The following is a 20437-nucleotide window of genomic DNA, read 5'->3' on the forward strand; positions in this document are numbered from 1 at the left end:
TTTCCGCACCACGCTACATCCGGAACACCCCAAACTTGGCATCCGGAATCGGCGCATTCAAGCTGGCCGACAAGCCCAGCGCCAGCACGCGGCGGGTGTCGACGGGGTCGATCACACCGTCGTCCCACAGGCGGGCGCTGGCGTAGTAGGGGTGACCCTGCACTTCGTATTGCTCTTTGATGGGGGCTTTGAAGGCGGCTTCTTCGTCGGCGCTCCATTGGCCGCCTTTGGCTTCGATGCCGTCGCGCTTGACAGTGGCCAGCACGCTGGCGGCTTGCTCGCCACCCATGACGCTGATGCGTGCGTTCGGCCACATCCACAAGAAGCGGGGTGAGTAGGCGCGGCCGCACATGCCGTAGTTTCCAGCGCCAAAGCTGCCGCCGATGATGACGGTGAACTTGGGCACGTTGGCGCAGGCCACGGCCGTCACCATCTTGGCGCCTGCGCGGGCAATGCCCTCGTTCTCGTACTTGCGGCCCACCATGAAGCCGGTGATGTTCTGCAGAAACACCAGCGGGATCTTGCGCTGGCAGCACAGCTCGATGAAGTGCGCGCCCTTGTTGGCGCTCTCGGCAAACAGAATGCCGTTGTTGGCGACGATGCCGACCGGCATGCCCTCGATGTGGGCAAAGCCGCAGACCAGGGTGGTGCCGTAGCGAGACTTGAACTCGTCGAAGTCGGAGCCGTCGACGATGCGGGCGATGATCTCGCGCACATCAAAGGGCTTGCGGGTGTCGGTGGGGATCACCGCCAGCAGCTCTTCCGCCGGGTACTTGGGCTCAGCGGGCGTGCGCAGTGCCATGGGCTGCGGCTTTTGCCAGTTGAGGTTGGCAACAGCAGCGCGGGCCAGGGCCAGCGCATGCAAGTCGTTGTCGGCCAGGTGATCGGCCACGCCTGAGAGGCGGGTGTGAACATCGCCACCGCCCAAGTCTTCGGCGCTCACCACCTCGCCCGTGGCGGCCTTCACCAGCGGCGGGCCACCCAGGAAGATAGTGCCTTGGTTCTTGACGATGATGGTCTCGTCGCTCATGGCCGGCACATAGGCTCCGCCCGCCGTGCACGAGCCCATGACCACGGCGATTTGCGGAATGCCCACCGCCGACATATTGGCCTGGTTGTAGAAGATGCGGCCGAAGTGGTCGCGATCAGGAAAGACGTCGTCTTGATTGGGCAGGTTGGCGCCGCCCGAGTCCACCAAGTAGATGCAGGGCAGCTTGTTTTGCTGCGCCACTTCTTGAGCCCGCAAGTGCTTCTTCACGGTGAGCGGATAGTAGGTGCCGCCCTTGACGGTGGCGTCATTGCAGACAATGACACACTCCACCCCGCCCACCCGGCCAATGCCCGCGATCATGCCGGCGCAGGGCGCGGCGTCGCTGCCGTCTTTCTCGGGGTACATGCCCAAAGCGGCCAGCGGGGCGATCTCCAGGAACGGGGTGTCTGGGTCCAGCAGCATCTCGACCCGCTCGCGCGGCAGCAGCTTGCCGCGCGCCAAGTGCTTGGCGCGTGCGGCCTCGCCACCGCCTTCGGCAATCTTGGCCAGCTTGGCATTCAGGTCATCCACCAGCGCCTTCATGGCCGCCGCATTGGCTTGCGACTCGGCCGAACGCGCGTTGAGCTTGCTTGAAATGATGGGCATCTTTTGTCCGTCGTCTGTGCGGGTAGGCGGTGCGTGTCTAACGCCCCTAAGGGGCTGGGCTTCAGCAGGTCTCGGCGAAGAGCTCGCGGCCGATCAGCATGCGGCGGATCTCGCTGGTGCCGGCACCGATCTCGTAGAGCTTGGCGTCACGCCACAGACGGCCGGTGGGGTATTCGTTGGTGTAGCCCACGCCGCCCAGGGCTTGGATGGCTTCGCCGGCCATCCAGGTGGCCTTTTCAGCGGTGTAGAGAATTACGCCGGCGGCGTCTTTGCGCAGGGTGCGGGCATGGTCGCCGCGGTCACAAGCCTGGGCCACGGCATAGGCATAGGCCCGGCAGGCTTGGAAGGTGGAATACATGTCGGCGATCTTGCCCTGCATCAGTTGGAACTCGCCGATGCTTTGGCCAAACTGCTTGCGCTCGTGCACAAAGGGCACGACCACATCCATGCAGGCGGCCATGATGCCCAGCGGGCCACCCGAGAGCACCACGCGCTCGTAGTCCAGGCCGCTCATCAGCACCTTCGCGCCCATGCCTTCGCCGCCCAGTACGTTCTCGGCCGGCACTTCGCAGTTGTCGAAGAACAGCGGATAGGTGTTGGAGCCGCGCATGCCCAGCTTGTCCAGGTGCTGGCCCTTGCTGAAGCCCTTGAAGCCCTTTTCGATGATGAAGGCCGTCATGCCGCGCGCGCCCATCTCGGGCTCGGTCTTGGCATAGACCACCAGGGTGTCGGCGTCACCGCCGTTGGTGATCCACATCTTGGAGCCGTTCAGCACATAGTGGTCACCCTTTTTGTCGGCACGCAGCTTCATGCTGACCACGTCTGAGCCTGCGCCCGGCTCGCTCATGGCCAAGGCGCCCACTTGCGTGCCTGCAATCAGACCCGGCAGGTATTTGCGCTTTTGCGCGTCGGTGCCGTTGCGGTGGATTTGGTTGACGCACAGATTGCTGTGCGCGCCGTAGCTCAGGCCCACCGAGGCGCTGGCGCGGCTGATCTCTTCCATGGCCACCATGTGAGCCACATAGCCCATAGCGGTGCCGCCGTATTCTTCGGCCACGGTCAGGCCGTGCACGCCCAGGTCGCCCAGCTTCTTCCACATGTCCGCCGGGAACTCATTCACGCGGTCGATCTCGGCGGCGCGCGGTGCGATCTCGTTTTGAGCGAAGTCGCGCACGGCTTCGCGCAGCGCGGCGATGTCCTCGCCCAAGGGAAAGGTGAAGGTGGACTCAAACATGCGGTGTCTCCTGACGCTGTGACAGGATGGCCGCTGTTGAGCCATCCTCAATAGAAACCCTAATATCGCCTCATGGAACCAGCCATAGCTGACCCTCACTGAGCCGGTGCAGCCCAGAATCTAACAGCGCCACCCTTGCGGATCAAGTGTTTTTTGAGTGATACTCAATTTATGCCTCGCACTCGCCCCATCACGGCCACCACCCCGCCCAGCCCGGCCCCTGTGGGTGCGCGCCGGGCCACCGCCAGCGCCAAGAGCGAACAGCGGGTGCGTGACATCCTGCGGGTGGGCCGCGAGGTGCTGGCCGAGAAGGGTTATGAGCGTGCCACCACCATTGAGATCGCCCAGCGCTTGGGCATCTCTGAGGCCACGGTATTCACCTACTTTCGAGGCAAGCGCGAGCTGTGCGTGCGCGTCATCAGTGACTGGTACGACGAGATCATTGCCGCCATGCAGACGGTGTTGAGCGAAGCTCAGGCCCAGCAGCAACCGCTGCGCCAGCAAATGGCCTTGCTGATGCGCACCCATTTGCAGCTCTTCTTGATTCAGGGCACCGGCTTGTGTGCGCTGGTGCTCTCAGAGGGCCGCTCCAAGGGCCAAGAGTTGGGCGACAGCTTTGCGCCCTTGCAGCGGCGCTACACCGCACCACTGATGGACCTGCTGGCCCGGGGCCAGGCCAGCGGCGAGATCCGCCAGGACATTCCTTTGCGCCTGCTGCGCCCCATGGTGCTGGGGCCGATGGAACACATCTTGTGGGAAGTGGTGGGGCAAACCTCGGGTGGCAACCTAAAGACCACAGACCTGGAAACCACCAGCCGCGCGCTGCAGGACATGGTGTGGGCGGCCATTGCCGCGCCCGACCAGGAGCTGGCTCAGTTGCGGCGCTTCAAGGCCAGCATCCTGCAGGCCGTAGACGGCTAAGCAAACTCAGCGCCCTTGCGCCACCGGCTGCGGTGCTACTTGCCATGGCCACACCATGGGTTGAGCCAGCACGCGAGTCATCCAGGCCGCAGCCAGCATGCTCAAGGCCCAAGTCAGCGCCATGAGCCACCAGGCCGACTGCGCATCCACCCACTCCCAGCGGGTCGCCACCGCACTGACCACCAAGCTGGCCGCGTAATGCAGCAAGAACAAGGCATAGCTTTGTGCAGCCAGGGCGCTCAAGCCTGCCTTGAGTGTGAGAGGGAGGCGCAGCGGGCGGCTCTGCGCAGCCCACCACAAGCTCAGCGCCACCGCGGCGGCCAAGGCCACGCGGCTGCGCCAGGCCAAATCCAGCGCCAGAACCACCACCACGGCCAGCAGGCCCGCCACCAGCGCGCGCTGCCAGGCACGGTTCAAGCCCGCTGCGCGCTGCACCAAGGCACCCAAGCCATAGCTGGCCCAGAAGTACCAGGGTGCCATGTCCCAGTCGCTGTCGAGGTTCCAAACCCAGAGGCTGGCCGCCACCGCCACCAAGAGCAAGCCACCCCGCGCCCAAGCGGCCCAGGACTGGGCCAGAGCCGCCCACAGAACGAGGCTGATATACAGCTGTAGATCGATGGCGACATACCAGACCCCCACACTCAAGGCCGGCACCTCCAGCCAATCTTGCAGCAGGCTGGGCGCTGCCGGCGTGTCTGCGTCGCTCATCCAAGAGCGGGCCAACCAAGCCGCCAGCACCGTCAGTACCATGGCCAGCGCGAAGGGCTTCATCAAGCGCTGCCAACGGCGCCACACCAGGCCACCCACCTTGGGCCAGGCCGAGGTGCCTGCTGCGGGCAAGGCACGTTGCAGGCTCTGGGCCGTCAAATAGCCACCCACCACCAAGAAGACCTGCACCGCCAAGAGGCCGTACTCCGCCAGCCACGCCGCCAATGTGGGTGTGGCCTCATGCGCAGCCTGGGCCATAGGCCCATAGAGGACAAAGTGATGCCAAACAATGAATTGCGCGGCCAGCACCTTCAGCACATCGACCCAGATCACATCGGCCGCTACCAAGGGGGCGACTACAGAGCGTTTATCCGCCCGACAGGAAGCACTCATACACCGAGAAAGCCACCTGCCAAGCCGGGGGCCGAAAACCCAAAAAAAGTGGGCGATTCTAGGTGCGATAAGAACCGAAATTTTGCGGCGGACGCATCTTTTTCATCACGGTGTCACACTGCTGAAATATTAGGCACGGCATTCAAAGTTCAATGGCGACAAGCACTTAGCACCCCCACCCCCGACTTATTCACACCCTTTTCCACGATCAGCAGGGACAACCCCGCTGGCTATTGCCGCCGAATCAGCCCCCAGCTTGACAAGCCTCGTACCATCGCAGCATGAGCAGCCCCTCCGACACCAGCACCCCCTACGCCCACCTGGGCCCCGACACCGTGCTGGACGCCCTGAACGCCGCTGGCCTGCCCGCTGACGGGAGGCTTTTGCAACTCAACTCCTATGAGAACCGCGTCTGGCAGGCCCCGCTGGAGGACGGCCGAGTGGTGGTGGTCAAGTTCTACCGGCCCGGGCGCTGGACGGATGCGCAGATTTTGGAGGAGCACGCCTTCACGGCCGAGTTGGCTGCCGCCGACCTGCCGGTGCTGGCCCCCTTGCCCCTGCAAGCCGACGGCCACGACAAGCGCCTGCGGGTGAGCCACGCGCCAGCCCCCGCACCCGACGAGTTTGAGGCGCAAGCCCCCGCTGCGCCAGAGGCCACGCTGGGCCACTTTAACGATGACATCAGTGGAGCAACCGCGTGGCGCTTTGCAGTGTGCGAGCGCCGTGTAGGCCGCGCCGCCGAGCTGGAAGAGCCTGAAGTGCTGGCGCGCATGGGGCGATTGCTGGCCCGTCTACATGGCGTGGGCGGCCGCAGCCGCTTTGTGCACCGCCGCACCCTGAACAGCCAAACCTTTGGCCACGCGGCCCGGGCGCGTTTGATGGACGGTGGCTTTGTCCGCCCTGAGACAGAAAGCGCTTGGATCAGCGCCAGCGCCCAAGCCCTCGCCTTGGTGGATCAAGCCTTTGCCCGCCACGATGGCCTGCGCCACATCCGCCTGCATGGCGATTGCCACTCCGGCAATGTGCTGTGGCGGGCCGAGGGCGAGCATGCTGGGCCCAACTTTGTGGACTTTGACGACTGCTGCATGGGCCCGGCCATCCAAGACCTGTGGATGCTGTTGCCCGGCGAGCGCAGCGCGGTGGAAGCCGCGCTCTATCACTTGCTGGACGGCTATCGCGACTTTCGGGAGTTTGACGACCGCGAGCTGCTGTTGATCGAGCCCCTGCGCACGCTGCGCATGATCCACCACAGCGCTTGGCTGGCCGAGCGGTGGAGCGACCCGGCCTTTCCGCAAGCCTTTCCGTGGTTCGCCAGCCCCGCCTACTGGAGCCAGCAGACGACCGAGCTCAGAGAGCAGATCGAGCGGATGATGACGACATGATCTCCTCGGCGGCCCGCTGCCCCGACATCATGGCGCCATGCACGGTGGCGAAGTACTGACGACTGGTGGCCTCACCAGCAAAGAACAGGCGGCCGGACACCGACCGAGCCAAATCATCGCGCTGGCGAGGGTGGCTGCCCAAGGCATTGAAGGAATAGGCGCCGCGCGACCAGGGGTCCGCACCCCAGCGGCTCACGGCCCAGGCCTTGGGCTGCGGCGTTTGCGGGCCAAAGATGGTGCGCAGGGTTTGCATGGCACTGGCCACGGTGGCCTCGTCACTCTGCAACTCCATGCTCTGGGCGCTATCCGCTGCATTGAAGCCCAACAGCACCGGCTTGCCCGTAGGCCGCGTCAGGCTGACCCACTCTGTCCATAAACCGTAGGTCTGAGGGATGTATTCCTGCCAGTCGTAGCCGGGGTCCCAAAAGACGTCGTCGAACTGCAGAAAGCATTTGTTGAACACACCCATGCCCAGCTTGCTGATGGCGTCGCGTTTGGCCTGCGGCAAGGCTGGTGTGAAGCTCACGCCGCCCGTCTTGAGCACGCCCAGCGGCACCGTGATCAACACATGATCGGCCGCAAAAGCGCCCTGGCTGGTTTGGACTTTGACGCTGTTGCTCTGCCAGTGGATGCTGCTGACGGCATGGCCCAAGCGGACATCCAAGCCCTCGGCCAAGTGCTCGATCAAGGCACTGTAGCCTTCAGGGAAGAGCATATCGCCGCCCTTGAAGCCTTTGGAGGCGTCATGCCAATAGGTCGAGAGCGCCGTGGCAGCACCCGCCCACTCTTGCTCGATGGTGCTGTTGATCAGGAAGTCGGTGTAACGCTTGTCTTCAGCACTCATCTGGGCATAGCCCATGCCTTGAGTGACGGTGCTGCGCACCGAGGCGTCTTTGTCGGCTTGCTGCCCGGTTTTCAGCGCCTTGTTCATGCGCTTGGTCAGGCTGTCCAACCGAGCCCGTTCGGTCTTGCTGACAGGCTGGCCCGAGGTGTTGAAGGTGATGGTGCTGTCATAGCTGGTCGAGACCATCCTCGCGCCAGCCTCTCGGGCCAAGTCCGTCACCGGGTTGCCCTGAATGCCATGGATCCACGAAGCGCCCAAGTCGAGCGGCAGGCCCAGGCTGCGGTCGGTCCAGATGCGCCCGCCCAAGCGAGGGCGGGCCTCCAGCACCGTGACCGACCAGCCGGCGTCCACCAAGGCCCGCGCAGCCGCCAGCCCCGACATGCCCGCCCCCACCACCAGCACCTGACCGGCAGCACCTGAGCGTTGGCTATCTTTGGCCGAGGCGGTGGACGCCCCCAGCAAGCCCCAAGCGGCAGCCAGGCCGCCAGCGGCTTGCTGCAGCCAAGCTCGGCGCGAGGCTTCAGGCGAAGGCGCCGCGTCGGCGGCGAAGGGCGATGTGAACAGTGGGCTCATGACCAACGACGAAGAGAATTTGAGAGATGCCGCATGCTAGGCAAGCCCCTGCGCCTTCACAAGCAAAGATTCCGCGCATTGGCTGAAAGAAAAACTAACATCGCTGCATGAGCAAGAGCCCAGACCCCGCTGCACGCCTACCGCCGCTGAATGCCCTGCGCGCCTTTGAGGCGGCCGGGCGATTGGGCAGCTTTGTGGCCGCCGCCCAAGAGCTGCATGTCACCCACCCGGCCATTGGCCGGCACGTGCGCTTGCTGGAAGAGCGCGTCGGCCAGGCCTTGCTGGAGCGCCACGCCCGCGGCGTTCAACTCACGCCGGAGGGGCGGCGCTACCACGCACAGGTGAGCGAGGCCCTTGCGGTGTTGGCTGCGGCCACCGATGAGCTCTGCGAACGCCAACAACCTGCTTGGCTACGTCTGGTGGTGACGCCTGGCTTGGCTACGCGCTGGCTACAGCCGCGCCTGGCGCAGTTCCGGCAACAGCACCCGACCTTGCGGGTGTCGGTAGAGCCTCAACCCTGGTTGACGCACTGCCCGGCCGATGCCGACCTGGCCCTGATGTACGGTGATCCCGGCGACTTCAGTGGCACAGCCGAGGTCTTGCTGCGGCCGGCCATCTTCCCGGTGTGCAGCCCTGCCTGCCTGGCCCAACACGGCGCGCCACAGCGAACGGCCGACTGGCTAAGCTGGCCCTTGCTGCATGAAGACGAGGGCGAGTGGTGGAGCGATTGGCTGCGCCGCAGCGGGCTGAAACGCCGCCTGCACAGCGAGGTGGCTTACGGCAGCGCCGAGACCGTGCTGCAACTGGCGCTGCAGGGCCAAGGGGCCTGCCTGAGCAATGCGCTGCTGGTGGAGAGCGACTTGGCGCAAGGCAAGTTGGTGCGCCCCGTTGCCGAGGCTCACACCCTGCAGGCCTATGTGCTGCTACAGCGGCCAACCGGCCTGAGCCCTGCAGCCCAGGCCTTCAAGGCCTGGCTGCAGGAAGCGCTGGCCAGCAGCGCCAGCGCCTCGCTTACGCCGTGAGCAAAGCCGTCACGCGGCGCACATAGGCGGCAGGGTCTTCCAGATGGCCGCCTTCGGCCAGCAAGGCTTGGTCGAAGAGGATGTGGGCCAGGTCGTCGAAGCGGGCGTCGCCGTCCAGCCGCTTGACCAGCGCATGTTCTGCGTTGATCTCCAGGATGGGCATGGCCTTGGGTGCGTCTTGGCCGGCTTGCTTGAGCATGCGGGCCAGGTGGGCACTCATATCGCCCTCTTCCACCACCACGCATGCGGGGGAGTCAACCAGACGGGTGGTGACCCGCACATCTTTGGCACGGTCCTTGAGAGCTTCTTTGAGCTTATCCAGCACCGGCTTGAAGGCCTCTGCGGCTTCCTCGGCCTTTTTCTTCTCTTCCTCGTCTTGCAGCTTGCCCAGGTCGACCGCGCCCTTGGCCACGCTTTGCAGCGTGTGGCCCTCGAACTCGTAGAGGTGAGACAGCAACCACTCGTCCACACGGTCCACCAGCAGCAGCACCTCGATGCCCTTCTTCTTGAAGATCTCCAGCTGCGGGCTGCTCTTGGCGGCCGCCAGGCTGTCGCCAGTGATGACGTAGATGACGTCTTGGCCTTCCTTCATGCGCGACACATAGTCGGCCAGGCTCACGCCCTCGTCGGCATGGGTGGAGGCAAAGCGATAGAGCTTAGAGAGGCGCTCGCGGTTGGCGAAGTCTTCGCCGATGCCTTCTTTGAGCACACCGCCAAACTCCTTCCAGAAGTCGGCGTACTTGGCCTTGTCGTCGGCGCTGTCGCTGTCGGCCAGGCTCTCCAGCATGGACAGCACGCGCTTGGTGCAGCCTTCACGGATGGCCTTGACGTCGCGGCTTTCTTGCAGCAACTCGCGGCTCACATTCAGCGGTAAATCGGCCGAGTCGATCACGCCTTTCACGAAGCGCAAATAGGTGGGCATCAGCGCCTCAGCGTCATCCATGATGAAGACGCGCTTCACATAGAGCTTCACGCCGCCGCGCTTGTCGCGGTTCCACAGGTCGAACGGGGCCTTCTTGGGGATGTAGAGCAGTTGCGTGTACTCGCTGCGGCCTTCCACCCGGTTGTGGGTGTAGGACAGCGGCGCTTCGGTGTCGTAGCTGATCTGCTTGTAAAACTCTTGGTACTCGGCGTCCGTGACATCGCTCTTGGAGCGGGCCCACAAGGCCTGGGCTTTGTTGACGGGCTCCCACTCGTCTTTCTTGACTTGCGCGCCTTTGCCCTCGTTGGCCTCGGCGTCCCATTCCTCTTTCTGCATCAGCACGGGCAGGCTGAGGTGGTCCGAGTACTTGCTGATGATGGACTTGAGCTTCCAGGTGGCGAGAAACTCCAGCTCTTCGTCTCGCAGGTGCAAGATGACATCGGTGCCACGGGTGGGCTTGGCGATGGCCTCAAGCTCAAACTCGCCCGTGCCTTCGCTGCTCCAGCGCACACCTTGGTCGGCGGCCAGGCCGGCGCGGCGGGTTTCCACCGTCATGCGGTCGGCCACGATGAAGCCTGAGTAAAAGCCCACGCCAAACTGGCCGATCAGGTTGGCATCTTTCTTTTGCTCGCCATCCAGCTTGGCCATGAACTCACGCGTGCCGCTCTTGGCAATGGTGCCCAGGTGGGCAGCGGCCTCGTCGGCGCTCATGCCAATGCCGTTGTCGCGGATGGTCAGGGTCTTGGCCTCGGCATCAAAAAACACCCGCACGTCCAGGTTGGGCGCGTCTTCCAGCAGCTCGGGCTTGTCCAGGGCTTCATAGCGCAGCTTGTCGCAGGCGTCTGAGGCGTTGGAGACCAACTCACGCAAGAAGATTTCTTTGTTTGAGTAGAGCGAATGGGTCACCAGATGCAGGATCTGCTTGACCTCGGCCTGGAAGGAATGGGTTTGTTTGCTCATGGTGTTTTCGGAATATGAAATCTGAATGCCGCACAGGCCCAATAGGCCTGGCTGCTGGCAGCCCATATGGGGCCGCCATGACCCATTTCAAGGGTCGACCTCCCCTCGATGCAGGATGTGAAAAAGTACCGGAAACCCCTACAGTACGAGGTTAGAACATCACTCGGAGGATCGCCCATGCCTGTCATCAACGCCGCCAGCGCCGCTGCTTTTGCCGCCCCCTGGTACCAAGCCACCCATCAGCCGGTGATGCGCAAGCTGCACCGCATCGAGGCCACCGGGGGCACGCAAGATGCCATCGACGCCCTCTTGAACTACCCCTTCGAGCGCTTGATCTATGCCGAAGGCGACTCGTGGTTCGACAAGTTCACCCCGCTGCTGGAGACCGGCACCAACCTGTTGGATGCCATCGCCACGCCTTACTTCACTGGCGTGGTGGATGTCTCGCACATTGGGGACGTGGTGTCTGACATGGTGCGCGGCGGCCAGCGCCGTCAAACCGAGGCCATGTTCCAGCTCTTCGACTTTGACGCCATCTTGTTTTCAGGCGGCGGCAACGACCTGAAGAACCTCTTTGCCGAGCTGTACGACGCCCAACACGGCCACGCCCTGTCTGGCCAAACCCTGGCCCCGGCTCACTTTGTGCAACTGCTGTCCGGGCAAATGGCCTCGCCCCAGGCCGATGAGTTCTTTGACGAGGTGATTGCGCAGATCAAAGCCTTTGTCACCTTGCGCGACCGTGCAGGCAGCGCCAAGACGCGCAAAGCCCCCATCTTGGTCAACGGCTATGACTACATCCAACCCCGCCCGGTCACCGGTGCGCTGGTGGGTGGCCTGCTCAAGGTGGCCGGGCCTTGGCTCTACCCCTCGATGAAGCGCGCAGGCCTGAGCGATGGCCAGATGTTCTCTGCCGCCCGTGCCGTGGTCGACAAACTCAACGAGCGCCTGCATGCCGAAGTGGCCGTGCTGCCCAATGTGCATGTCATTGACGCACGTGGCCTGCTCGACCCCGCCCTGCCCGGCTCCAACACCGCCAGCGGCGATTGGCTGGACGAGATACACCCCAACAAAACCGGCTTCAGCAAGCTGGCCCGCCACCGCTGGGACGCGGCCCTGGCGCAATTACTGGGCTGGCGGCCGAACATGGCGGACTTGATTCCGCCGCTGGACTTTGATCGGTGATGTCACCGAGGGGCTGTGTGGGGCCAAGCCCGGCCCCGGCTATCACCGCGGGCTGAGGCTCAGGCTTCCCAGATCATGGCCTCATCGCCCTGCCGGGCGCTGATCACGCCCTCTCCCGCCAGCTTCAGCAAGTGCGCTGTCAGTGACCGCGCGGCGATGCCGTGGCGCTGCACGGGCACGTCGCCATAGACCACAGGCACCAGCGCCAGGGCCGTCGCAGAGCCCAGGGCTTTCAAGGCGGCCAGCACCTTGGCCTCGCGGGCGCGGCGGTGTGCCAGCAGCTTGCGTACCTCGGCATGCGGCTCGGCCATCAAGAAGCCGTGGCCCGGTGCGAACCAACGCAACTCCATCGCCAACAGCCGCTCCAGCGATCTGAAATACGCAGCCATGTCGCCATCGGGCGGGTTGATGACCACGGTGGAGCCTTGCATGATGTGGTCGCCCGTGAAGAGGGTGGCCTCCTCTTGCAGCAGCCAGCACAGGTGGTTGGCTGCATGGCCGGGGGTGTGCACGGCTTGCAGGTGGGTGTGGGCGCCCAGCGTCAACACCTCGCCCTCGGCCACAGCCTGATCCGGCTGAAAGCCCGTGTCCTGCCATTCCGGGTGCAGGGCCGCCATGCCCACCAGGGGCGCGCCGGTCAGCGCCTTGAGGGCCTGGGCGGCGGGCGAATGGTCTTTGTGGGTGTGGGTCACCACGATGCGGGTCACCCGGCGAGGGCCCACGGCCGCCATCACAGCCTGCAAGTGAGCGCTGGTGTCGGCATCGTCAGGCCCTGGGTCCAGCACGGTGACCTCGTCACTGCCAGGCTCGGCGATCAGATAGGTGTTGGTGCCGGGGCCGGTCATCACCGAGCCGTTGTTGCAGGTGACGCGGGTGATGCGCGGTGACAGCGCCACCGCACGCAAGGGCGGCAGCTCAAAACACACGGTGCCCTGCCCGTGTGGGTCCAGGCGGCCAATCTCGGCCCAGGCGGGCTCATCCGGCAGCACCGGGCGGCCTTTGCCTTGGGCGCTCTGCCCCAGGCGGGGCATCATCATCGGCGGGTGCTGGCGGGCGCGAGCCTCATCCAAGATGGCCTGCACGGTGTCAAACCGAGCCAGGTCTTGCAGGGTGCGGGTGGTGACGGGCAAGAGCTTCAAGCCCGCCTTCAGGGCCTCGGCCGGCGTGAACCAGGCCAACTCCTGGGCCTCGCCTTCATCGGCCTGGGCCGCTTGGCCCTCCGGCAGACGTGCCACATAAAACCGGGTGTTGAAGCGCTTGGGAATGCCGGGGGGCGTCAGCCAATGCGAGTGGTACACCAGGGCATCGAGTTGCAGCCGCAGGTCGTGGCGCTCACACAGAGCCACAAAGTCGCCCCCGGTGACAGACGCTTTGCGCTCCGCAGCCGAAGGCAGAGTCGCGGGGCAGCGAGCAGAGTGAGCAAACAGCAGGCCCACTTCTTCAAAGCACTCGCGCACGGCGGCCACGCTGTAGTCCAGCGCCCCATCGGTCAGCCCCAGCCTAGCGTTCGCCGCTTCTGGCGTGTCGCCCTCGCAGCGCGCATGCAAGGTGGCATCCACCGCATCCAACACGCCGCCCGGAAAAACCCACACGCCGCTGCGCAGGTCGTTGTCTCGCTCGGCGCGGCGCAGCATCAGCACTTGGGGCACACCGGGAGCAGGCGCATCGGCCGGCGCCTCACGCAGCACGATCACGCTGGCCGCCAGCCGGGCACCGGCCAGCACATCCCCCAGAGGGGCTTGCAGGTCTTGAGGAATGGTCATGGTGGGAGTTTAGTGGCGAGGCTGTGGCAGCATCGCAGCATATCGACCGAACGCGCTTTGAATGACCTCTACCGAAAGCTTTGATCAACTCGGCGTGTCCACGGTGCCCCGGGTGCTCTCTGCAGGAGACTGCGCAGACATCGAGCGCAAGCTGGCGCCCTTGGTCAGCCATGCAGCGGGGACGCGGCAATTGCTGCGAGAGGCTTGGTGCCAATCGCTGGCTGCACATCTGCAGCAGCACCCAGCCTTGAGTGAGTTGCTCTCTCAAAGCCCCCGCGTCGTGCAGTGCACCTATTTCGAAAAAGACCTTCAGCGCAATTGGCTGGTGAGCCTGCACCAAGACTTGTCGATTCCGGTGGCGCAGCGCGTGGATGCACCGGGTTGGCAAGGTTGGTCTGAGAAGGAGGGGCAACTTTTCGTTCAGGCGCCCGTCACCGTACTGGCCAGCATGGTGGCCGTCCGCTTGCACTTGGACCCCTGCGGCCCAAACGACGGGCCCCTGAAGGTATTGAGTGGGACGCATCAGTACGGCGTGATTGATGCCAGCCTCGTCGCTAACTGGCGACAGCGCAGCACCGAGCACATTTGCATAGCGCAAACGGGTGACGTGGTGTGCATGCGTCCACTGGCGCTGCATTCGTCATCCAAAGCCACCGGCAGCAGCCGACGTCGCGTCCTGCACTTTGTGTTTGGCCCATCGACTTTGCCCGATGGCTTGCAATGGGCCACGGCTTGAGAATGCCATGCCGCAACTGACGATCACCCCTGCGGGCTGGACCTTGCCCATCCAGGCCGGTCAAAGCCTGCTAGAGGCGGCACAGGCGGGCGGTGTGCGGCTGGCGCGGTCGTGCCGCAATGGCACGTGCCGCGCTTGCCTGTGCGCGATGCCCCAGGGCCAGGTGCGCTACCGGGTGGAATGGCCCGGCCTGAGCGCCGAGGAAAAGGCCGAGGGGCTGGTGCTGCCCTGCGTGGCCGAGGCGCTGAGCGATGTGACGCTGGACGCGCCTTCTGCGGCTCAGATGTTCTGAAGATCGGTGTCGCTGGGTGCCCGCCACCAGAACAGCTGGGTTTCCGTGCCATCGGCGTTGGCGCGCAAACCGCCCTTCAGCATGCCCGCTTTGCTCAGCACCCGCTGAGAGCGCTCATGGGCAGGCGCCACGGTGGCGGCAAGCTGCAGCAAGCCAAAGGCTTGAATGACGTAGGCCAGCATGCCGCGCACCGCCTCGGCGGCATAGCCGTGGCCCCAATGCTCGCGGGCCAGGGCGTATTTGATCTCGCCCAAGGGCCTCAAGTTGGGATGCACCACGCCACAAAAACCCAGCACGGCACCGTCAGAGCGGCGGCAAAGCGCAGCCATGCCATAACCCTTGAGGGCGTAGCGCTGCTCAATCACACCCAGCCACTCCTGACAGCGCTCGGCACTGAGGGCCTGGCCATCGCCCACGAAACGCATGGCCTCGACATCACCATAGACCGCCTGCATGACCTTCAGATCATTGCGGGTGGGTGGACGCACCCGCAAGCGCTCTGTCTCGAACAGCCAGTGGCTCACACTCGCCGCAGCAGCACCGAGCCAATCGAATAGCCCGCCCCAAAGGAGCAGATCACGCCCAGATCACCGGCGGCCATGTCGCCACGGGTTTCGTGGAAGGCGATGATGGAGCCGGCCGACGAGGTGTTGGCGTAGCGGTCCAAGATGAGGGGCGCCACTTCCGCGTCGGGTTCTTGGCCCAAGAGCTTGCGGATGATGAATTGGTTCATGCCCAGATTGGCCTGGTGCAACCAGAAGCGGCGCACTTGCGGGGCGCTGAAGCCCATGGCGTCTAGGTGGGTGGCGATGTGCGCGGCCGCCATGGGCACTACCTCTTTGAAGACCTTGCGGCCCTCTTGGCGGAAGGTCTTGTCGCGGGCGTCATGCGGCGTGTCTTCGCAGCGGTTCATGAAGCCGAAGTTGTTGCGGATGTTGTTGGAGAACTGGGTGGCCAGCTTGGTGCCCAGGATCTCAAAACAATCGCTGCTGCGGGCCTCATCTGCCCGCTCCACCACGGTGGCCGTGCAGACATCGCCAAAGATGAAATGGCAGTCGCGGTCGCGCCACTCCAGGTGGGCCGAGGTGATCTCGGGGTTGACCACCAACACACGCCGTGCCGTGCCGGAGCGCACAGCGTTGTATGCCTGCTCGATGGCGAAGGTGGCCGTAGAGCAAGCCACGTTCATGTCGAAACCGTAGCCTTGGGCGCCAATGCCTTGCTGGATCTCAACCGCCATGGCCGGATAAGCGCGCTGCATATTGGAGGCGCCGCAGATGACGGCGTCAATCTCGTGCCCCTCTCGGCCTGCAGCGGCCAGTGCCTTCTGGGCGGCATCCACGCCGATCTCGGCCATCAAAGACATTTGATCGTCGGGGCGCGGCTCAAACTTGGGATACATGCGCGCCGGGTCCAACACACCGGCCTTGTCCATCACAAAGCGCTGCTTGATGCCCGAAGCTTTTTCGATGAACTCGACGCTAGAGGGCGACAGCGGCTCGCACTCGCCAGCCGCAATGGCGGCGGCATGTTCGGCATTGAAGCGCTCGGCATAGGCGTTGAACGCCACCACAAGCTCGGCATTGGTGATGACATGAGGCGCCTGGAACAAGCCGGTGCCGCTGATGACGACTTCTGTCATGGTGTGAGGGGGTTGGTGAGACAAAGCCAGCCTGGGTCTGAACGCCCAGGTAGCACGCTGAAAAAGTGGGAGGCGAGAGTGTCCGTGCGGACGCCCGCCTCCCCTAGAGTCAAGACTCTACTTCTTGGCGCGGCTGGTCTTGGCAGCCGGTGCCGGTGCAGCGGCCACGCCACCCTGGCTGAACGCATCGGACAGGCCCAGCAGCACGCCGCTGACCATGGCGGTGTAGCTGTCGGCCAAGGTTTGCACTGCTTTGAGGCTGGCCGCGCGGCTGTCCCGCAGCGTGGTTTGCATCTGGTCGGTGAGCTGGGCCACGGTGGCCGTGGCCTGCAGGCCCGATTGGCTGCCTGCCTTTTGGAACTGCTCCATGACTTGGCTCCAGGGGCCGGTCATGGGAGTGTCGGCCCCTGCAGCGGCCTTCTTGATGGCGGCAAACATGGTGTCTTCAAACTTCTCCAGATTGGAGAGCGCTTCTTGCAGCGGCTTTTGCTGCAGGCTCATGCCTTGGTCGACAAAGCGCTGCAAGGCCAGTTTGTTGGCCTCGACGGCTTTGATGAGCGCATCGTCCATGCCGGCCACGGCAGAGTTGAGCAAACCCTCAGGATCGACGTTGGTGTTTTGGGCGGCGCCAGCGCTCGCCGCCTGGGTGACCGACTTGACCACAGCGCGGATGTTCTTCAGGCTCAGTTCACGGCCTTGCAAGGCCTTGAGGGTAGCGTCCGTCACACCCTTGCGCAGTTGCGCCGTGCCTTTGGCGCTGGCCTGCGCGAACTGTTGAATCAGGGCGTCTTGATCGATACCGGACTTGAGCATGAGTTTCTCCTGGTGTGTGGTGGAAGGGCCGGTCAACACGACGGCAAGGGGAACCTCGCAGTCGTGCTCACTGGCTCATGGCCATGGTACGCCCAGACCTTACGCCAGCCCATGCGTGCTGTGCAGAGGGCAAGCCCGGGGAGCGGGCCGTCCGCAAGGTCAATCCAGCGGCGGCGCAATCTGCTCGGCCCAGTCCATCAGCGCGCCCAGCAGGTCTTGGGCGGCGTCGTCGGCCGTCTCACCCAGCTCGTCGATGCGGTCTTGAAAGGCCTGCAGGCTCAAACCGCCACCCGCGCCGTGGTGCAGGCGCTCGGTGCAGTGCTGCAGCCAGCGGGCCTGCTCGGTGGTGTCGAGGCTCTGGGCAAAGTTGCGGGCGCGCCAGCGGAAATGCAATTCGCCCAAGCGTGGGTCGTCAAAGCTGGCACGGCGCTGGGCGTCTAGATCGTCAGGCCTAGCGCGCAGGCGGTCCAGGCGGCCCCGGTCTTGCGGGCCAATGAAGCCGCCGTAAAGGTCTTCATCCACATCGGCCGAGCCGCCGCGCTCTGGGCGGGCAAACACATCGGGCCAGATGCCGGCCATGCGGGCGCCTCCTTGGGCGGCCAACTCGGCATGGCGAAGGGCCTGGGCCATGTCCACACCCCAGCGCTCGGCCATGGCCGGGCTCAAGGTGCGCATGTTGGCGATGACGATGGGCGACTTGTTGACGTGAATGCTCTTGAGCGGCAGGCGGGTGACGCCTTCAGGCAGGTCTTCGGCGCGGGTGAACACGCGCTCGCGGATCTGTGCCGCATTCAGGCCAAACAGCTCGGTCGGGTCCTGGGCCAGGTCCCAGACGATGAGCTCGTTCTTGTTGGTCGGGTGCGGCGCCAGCGGCCAGACCACCGCCAAGCAGCCGCGCTCCACGCCGTACATGCCCGAGATATGCAGAAAAGGCCGGCCCACGCCGATCTCGTCCCACACGGCTTGTTTGTGGCGCAGCTTGAGGCAGAACTCCCAGAGCTTGGGCTGGCGCGCCTTGATCAGCCGCGCCAGGGCAATGGTGGCGCGCACGTCTGAGAGCGCATCGTGTGCCGCTTCGTGGCTCAGGCCGTTGGCGGCGGTGAGGTGCTCCAGCTTGAAAGACGGGCGGCCGTCCTCGTGTTTGGGCCACTCGATGCCTTCGGGGCGCAGGGCCCAGGTGCAGCGCACCACGTCCAGCAAGTCCCAGCGGCCGCAGTCGTTTTTGTACTCGCGGGCATAGGGGTCGATGAGATTGCGCCAAAAGAGATGGCGGGTGACCTCATCGTCAAAGCGAATGGTGTTGTAGCCCACGCCGATGGTGCCGGGCTGCGACAGCGCCTTCTCGATGAGGGCAGCGAATTGATGTTCGGGCAGGCCTTGGGCTTGGGCCTGCTGGGGCAGGATGCCGGTGAGCAAGCAGGCCTCGGGGTCGGGCAGTGCGTCCAGCGGCGGCTGGCAGTAGTGCATCAGGGGCTCGCCGATCTCGTTGAGGTCGGCATCGGTGCGCACCCCGGCAAACTGGGAGGGCCGGTCGCGGCGCGGCACGCGGCCAAAGGTTTCGTAGTCGTGCCAGTAGAAGCTGAATTCACTCATGGTGCGACGATACCCCAGGCCAATGGTGGCAGCCGTGCTCAGTAGCCCGGCTCGCGCAGCCGCCACAGGGTGGCAAAGCGGGGCAAGCCTTTGGACGTGGTACCACGCCAGCGCACCGTAACCGTACTGCCCAAGGGCGGCGGGCTGATGCGTTGGGCATGGCTCAGGCCACTGCCGACGCTGAAGACGCGGCCTTGCTCGTCGCGCACTTTGAGGGCACCGGTCTGGCCCGCAAAGCGCCCCTTGCCAGGCTCATAGCCGATCACCACGGCCTCGGCGTCCTCAACAGGCTTGAGCTTGAGCAGCACGTCGCTGCGGCCTGTGGTGTACGGGGCATCGGCCTTGTGCAGCATCAAGCCCTCTCCGCCTGCCGCCACCACCTCGGCCAGCCTGCGCTGCAAAGTGGATCGGTCGGCGATCACCTCTTGCGGCACCCACTGCAGGCCGCCAAACTGGGCTTGCTCCACGACTTGGCGCAGGCGTTGTGCGCGCTGCTCAAAGGGGCCAGCGGCGCCGGGCATCTCAAACACCCGAAAGCTGATCAAGCGCCAGGCAGCCTCGTCCGGTTCAGCCTGTCGAACAGCGCCAGAGAGCAAATCGAAGCGGCTGCGGCCCATCCACAACTCACCATCCAGGGCCATAGCGGGCAGCTTCTGGGTGAACCAGGTGGGTGCGGCAATCAGCAGCCCACCCCGCGTCCGCAGGCGCTGCCCGTCCCAGAAGGCGCGGACGCCATCGAGCTTCTCACTGACCAAGTAGCCGGCAGGATCGATGGATGAGGGTGCCGACTTGGCCAAGAGCAAAGCCGGCGCGGAAGCTGCGAAGGCCACGCTGCTGGCCATGGACAGCGGCAGCAGCGCCCATAGTGGTTGCCAAGGGCTGGGATGCATGGTGGGGGAGCCTCGTCTGAACCATCGTAGATGGCCTCAAGACTAAGTTCGATGCGCGGAGGCTGTTCCCACCTAAACGGGGGAAGCGAGGGGGGAGATGGCCAGTTTAGGACGGGTTATCCACGCATCTCGAACTGGGAGAACCGTCGATGATCACGGAGGACGCGCATGGTGATCCCATACGCCCGTCTGTCCTGGTGCAACAAGGATGATTTTCATGAACCTCAGCCAAAAACTACCCCTTGCCTTTGCCTCCGCCTTGATCTTGACTCTCAGCGCAGGCAGTGGCGGCTTGTGGATGGCCGGTCGAGCATTGGACACGTTTCAGTCAGATGTGCAGGGCCGCATGGCCGATGAGCGTGCCACAGCGGCGCTGGAGAGCGCCTTCAAAACCCAGGTTCAGGAGTGGAAGAACACCCTGCTACGCGGCATGGACAGTGCCCTGATGGACAAACACTGGAAAGCGTTTGAGAAAGAAGAAAAGACCGTTGCCGAAGGAGCCAAGCTCCTAGCGGAGCGGCTGGCCTTGTCTGAGCCTGCGCTGAAGGCAGAGGTTGAGAAGTTCATCGCCGCCCACCAGAAAATGGCCAAAGCCTACCGGGTAGGTCTTGAGAAGTTCCAAGCTGCGGGACTGGAACCCTCGGTGGGTGACGGCGCAGTGCGCGGGGTGGACCGTGAACCCGCCAAGCTCATCGGCGAGATCAATACACGCATCGCTCAGCGCAATGCCGAAGTCGCCGCCCAGGCCTATGCGCGCGGCCGACAGGCCATGGCCTGGAGCGCCGGACTGATGTTGTTGGCTTGCTTAGGTGTCAAGCCCCGGGAGATCATTCACACGTTTTGTGAAGAGCTTGGGGTGTGAGGCGTGCCATTTTTTCAGGGCCTCGATGGGGGTCTGGTGGTTGAGGGCGCGTTGAGGAATTCGATGGTT

At 64.4% G+C, this 20437-nt stretch carries 18 protein-coding genes; 7 read left to right on the forward strand and 11 right to left on the reverse strand.

The features are described from left to right. Positions 1-13 precede the first annotated feature (13 nt). Positions 14-1636 carry a carboxyl transferase domain-containing protein gene (locus tag ACIQ3Q_RS07270; protein ID WP_396268363.1) on the reverse strand — a complete coding sequence of 541 codons (1623 nt, stop codon included), beginning with the start codon at positions 1634-1636 and terminating at the stop codon, positions 14-16. Positions 1637-1697: 61 nt separating this feature from the next. After that, complete coding sequence (locus tag ACIQ3Q_RS07275) at positions 1698-2870, reverse strand: isovaleryl-CoA dehydrogenase (RefSeq protein WP_396268364.1); 1173 nt, start codon at positions 2868-2870, stop codon at positions 1698-1700. Between the two features lie 171 nt (positions 2871-3041). On the opposite strand from ACIQ3Q_RS07275, the gene ACIQ3Q_RS07280 reads away from it, so the two are divergent. Next, positions 3042-3791, forward strand: a complete 750-nt coding sequence (locus ACIQ3Q_RS07280; protein ID WP_396268365.1) for a TetR/AcrR family transcriptional regulator — start codon at positions 3042-3044, stop codon at positions 3789-3791. Between the two features lie 6 nt (positions 3792-3797). Here ACIQ3Q_RS07280 and ACIQ3Q_RS07285 read toward each other — a convergent pair whose 3' ends face one another. Beyond that, positions 3798-4892, reverse strand: a complete 1095-nt coding sequence (locus ACIQ3Q_RS07285; protein ID WP_396268366.1) for an acyltransferase family protein — start codon at positions 4890-4892, stop codon at positions 3798-3800. A 281-nt stretch (positions 4893-5173) separates the two neighbouring features. On the opposite strand from ACIQ3Q_RS07285, the gene ACIQ3Q_RS07290 reads away from it, so the two are divergent. Further along, positions 5174-6274 carry a serine/threonine protein kinase gene (locus tag ACIQ3Q_RS07290; RefSeq protein ID WP_396268367.1) on the forward strand — a complete coding sequence of 367 codons (1101 nt, stop codon included), beginning with the start codon at positions 5174-5176 and terminating at the stop codon, positions 6272-6274. Here ACIQ3Q_RS07290 and ACIQ3Q_RS07295 read toward each other — a convergent pair. Next, positions 6240-7691: a flavin monoamine oxidase family protein gene (locus ACIQ3Q_RS07295; RefSeq protein ID WP_396268368.1), complete on the reverse strand. Its 1452-nt coding sequence runs from the start codon at positions 7689-7691 to the stop codon at positions 6240-6242. The two genes, ACIQ3Q_RS07290 and ACIQ3Q_RS07295, sit on opposite strands and share 35 nt — an antisense overlap. Before the next feature lie 107 nt (positions 7692-7798). Between ACIQ3Q_RS07295 and ACIQ3Q_RS07300 the strand changes: the two genes are divergently transcribed. Beyond that, positions 7799-8713, forward strand: coding sequence for a LysR substrate-binding domain-containing protein (locus ACIQ3Q_RS07300; RefSeq protein WP_396268369.1), 915 nt, complete (start codon positions 7799-7801; stop codon positions 8711-8713). Here ACIQ3Q_RS07300 and htpG read toward each other — a convergent pair. Beyond that, positions 8703-10595, reverse strand: a complete 1893-nt coding sequence (htpG, locus tag ACIQ3Q_RS07305; protein ID WP_396268371.1) for a molecular chaperone HtpG — start codon at positions 10593-10595, stop codon at positions 8703-8705. The two genes, ACIQ3Q_RS07300 and htpG, sit on opposite strands and share 11 nt — an antisense overlap. A 177-nt stretch (positions 10596-10772) precedes the next feature. Between htpG and ACIQ3Q_RS07310 the strand changes: the two genes are divergently transcribed. Next, positions 10773-11777: a hypothetical protein gene (locus tag ACIQ3Q_RS07310; RefSeq protein WP_396268372.1), complete on the forward strand. Its 1005-nt coding sequence runs from the start codon at positions 10773-10775 to the stop codon at positions 11775-11777. Positions 11778-11836: 59 nt separating this feature from the next. Here the strand turns inward: ACIQ3Q_RS07310 and ACIQ3Q_RS07315 are convergent, their stop codons facing one another. Next, entirely contained in the window at positions 11837-13540 is a 1704-nt protein-coding gene (locus ACIQ3Q_RS07315; RefSeq protein ID WP_396268373.1) for an MBL fold metallo-hydrolase, read from the reverse strand. Positions 13541-13601: 61 nt separating this feature from the next. Here ACIQ3Q_RS07315 and ACIQ3Q_RS07320 point away from each other — a divergent pair, with 61 nt between their 5' ends. Further along, positions 13602-14276 carry a phytanoyl-CoA dioxygenase family protein gene (locus ACIQ3Q_RS07320; protein ID WP_396268374.1) on the forward strand — a complete coding sequence of 225 codons (675 nt, stop codon included), beginning with the start codon at positions 13602-13604 and terminating at the stop codon, positions 14274-14276. A 7-nt stretch (positions 14277-14283) separates the two neighbouring features. Next, positions 14284-14568, forward strand: a complete 285-nt coding sequence (locus ACIQ3Q_RS07325; RefSeq protein WP_396268375.1) for a 2Fe-2S iron-sulfur cluster-binding protein — start codon at positions 14284-14286, stop codon at positions 14566-14568. Here ACIQ3Q_RS07325 and ACIQ3Q_RS07330 read toward each other — a convergent pair. From ACIQ3Q_RS07330 to ACIQ3Q_RS07350, 5 genes are all read right to left on the reverse strand, one after another. Next, entirely contained in the window at positions 14556-15092 is a 537-nt protein-coding gene (locus ACIQ3Q_RS07330; protein WP_396268376.1) for a GNAT family N-acetyltransferase, read from the reverse strand. The genes ACIQ3Q_RS07325 and ACIQ3Q_RS07330 overlap by 13 nt on opposite strands. Then, entirely contained in the window at positions 15089-16210 is a 1122-nt protein-coding gene (locus ACIQ3Q_RS07335) for a beta-ketoacyl-ACP synthase III (protein WP_396268377.1), read from the reverse strand. Before ACIQ3Q_RS07335 ends, ACIQ3Q_RS07330 begins: the two co-directional genes overlap by 4 nt. Positions 16211-16327: 117 nt before the next feature. Continuing rightward, positions 16328-17023 carry a DUF6781 family protein gene (locus ACIQ3Q_RS07340; protein WP_396268378.1) on the reverse strand — a complete coding sequence of 232 codons (696 nt, stop codon included), beginning with the start codon at positions 17021-17023 and terminating at the stop codon, positions 16328-16330. Positions 17024-17182: 159 nt separating this feature from the next. Beyond that, on the reverse strand, positions 17183-18616 hold the full coding sequence (gene sbcB / locus ACIQ3Q_RS07345) for an exodeoxyribonuclease I (protein WP_396268379.1): 1434 nt from the start codon (positions 18614-18616) through the stop codon (positions 17183-17185). Between the two features lie 38 nt (positions 18617-18654). Next, positions 18655-19506: a DNA ligase gene (locus tag ACIQ3Q_RS07350; protein ID WP_396268380.1), complete on the reverse strand. Its 852-nt coding sequence runs from the start codon at positions 19504-19506 to the stop codon at positions 18655-18657. A 217-nt stretch (positions 19507-19723) separates the two neighbouring features. Here ACIQ3Q_RS07350 and ACIQ3Q_RS07355 point away from each other — a divergent pair, with 217 nt between their 5' ends. Further along, positions 19724-20368 (forward strand): hypothetical protein, encoded by a 645-nt coding sequence (locus tag ACIQ3Q_RS07355; protein ID WP_396268381.1) that lies wholly within the window; start codon positions 19724-19726, stop codon positions 20366-20368. Positions 20369-20437 lie beyond the last annotated feature (69 nt).

Source organism: Ideonella sp. (assembly GCF_044358605.1).
Lineage (GTDB): Bacteria > Pseudomonadota > Gammaproteobacteria > Burkholderiales > Burkholderiaceae_C > Ideonella.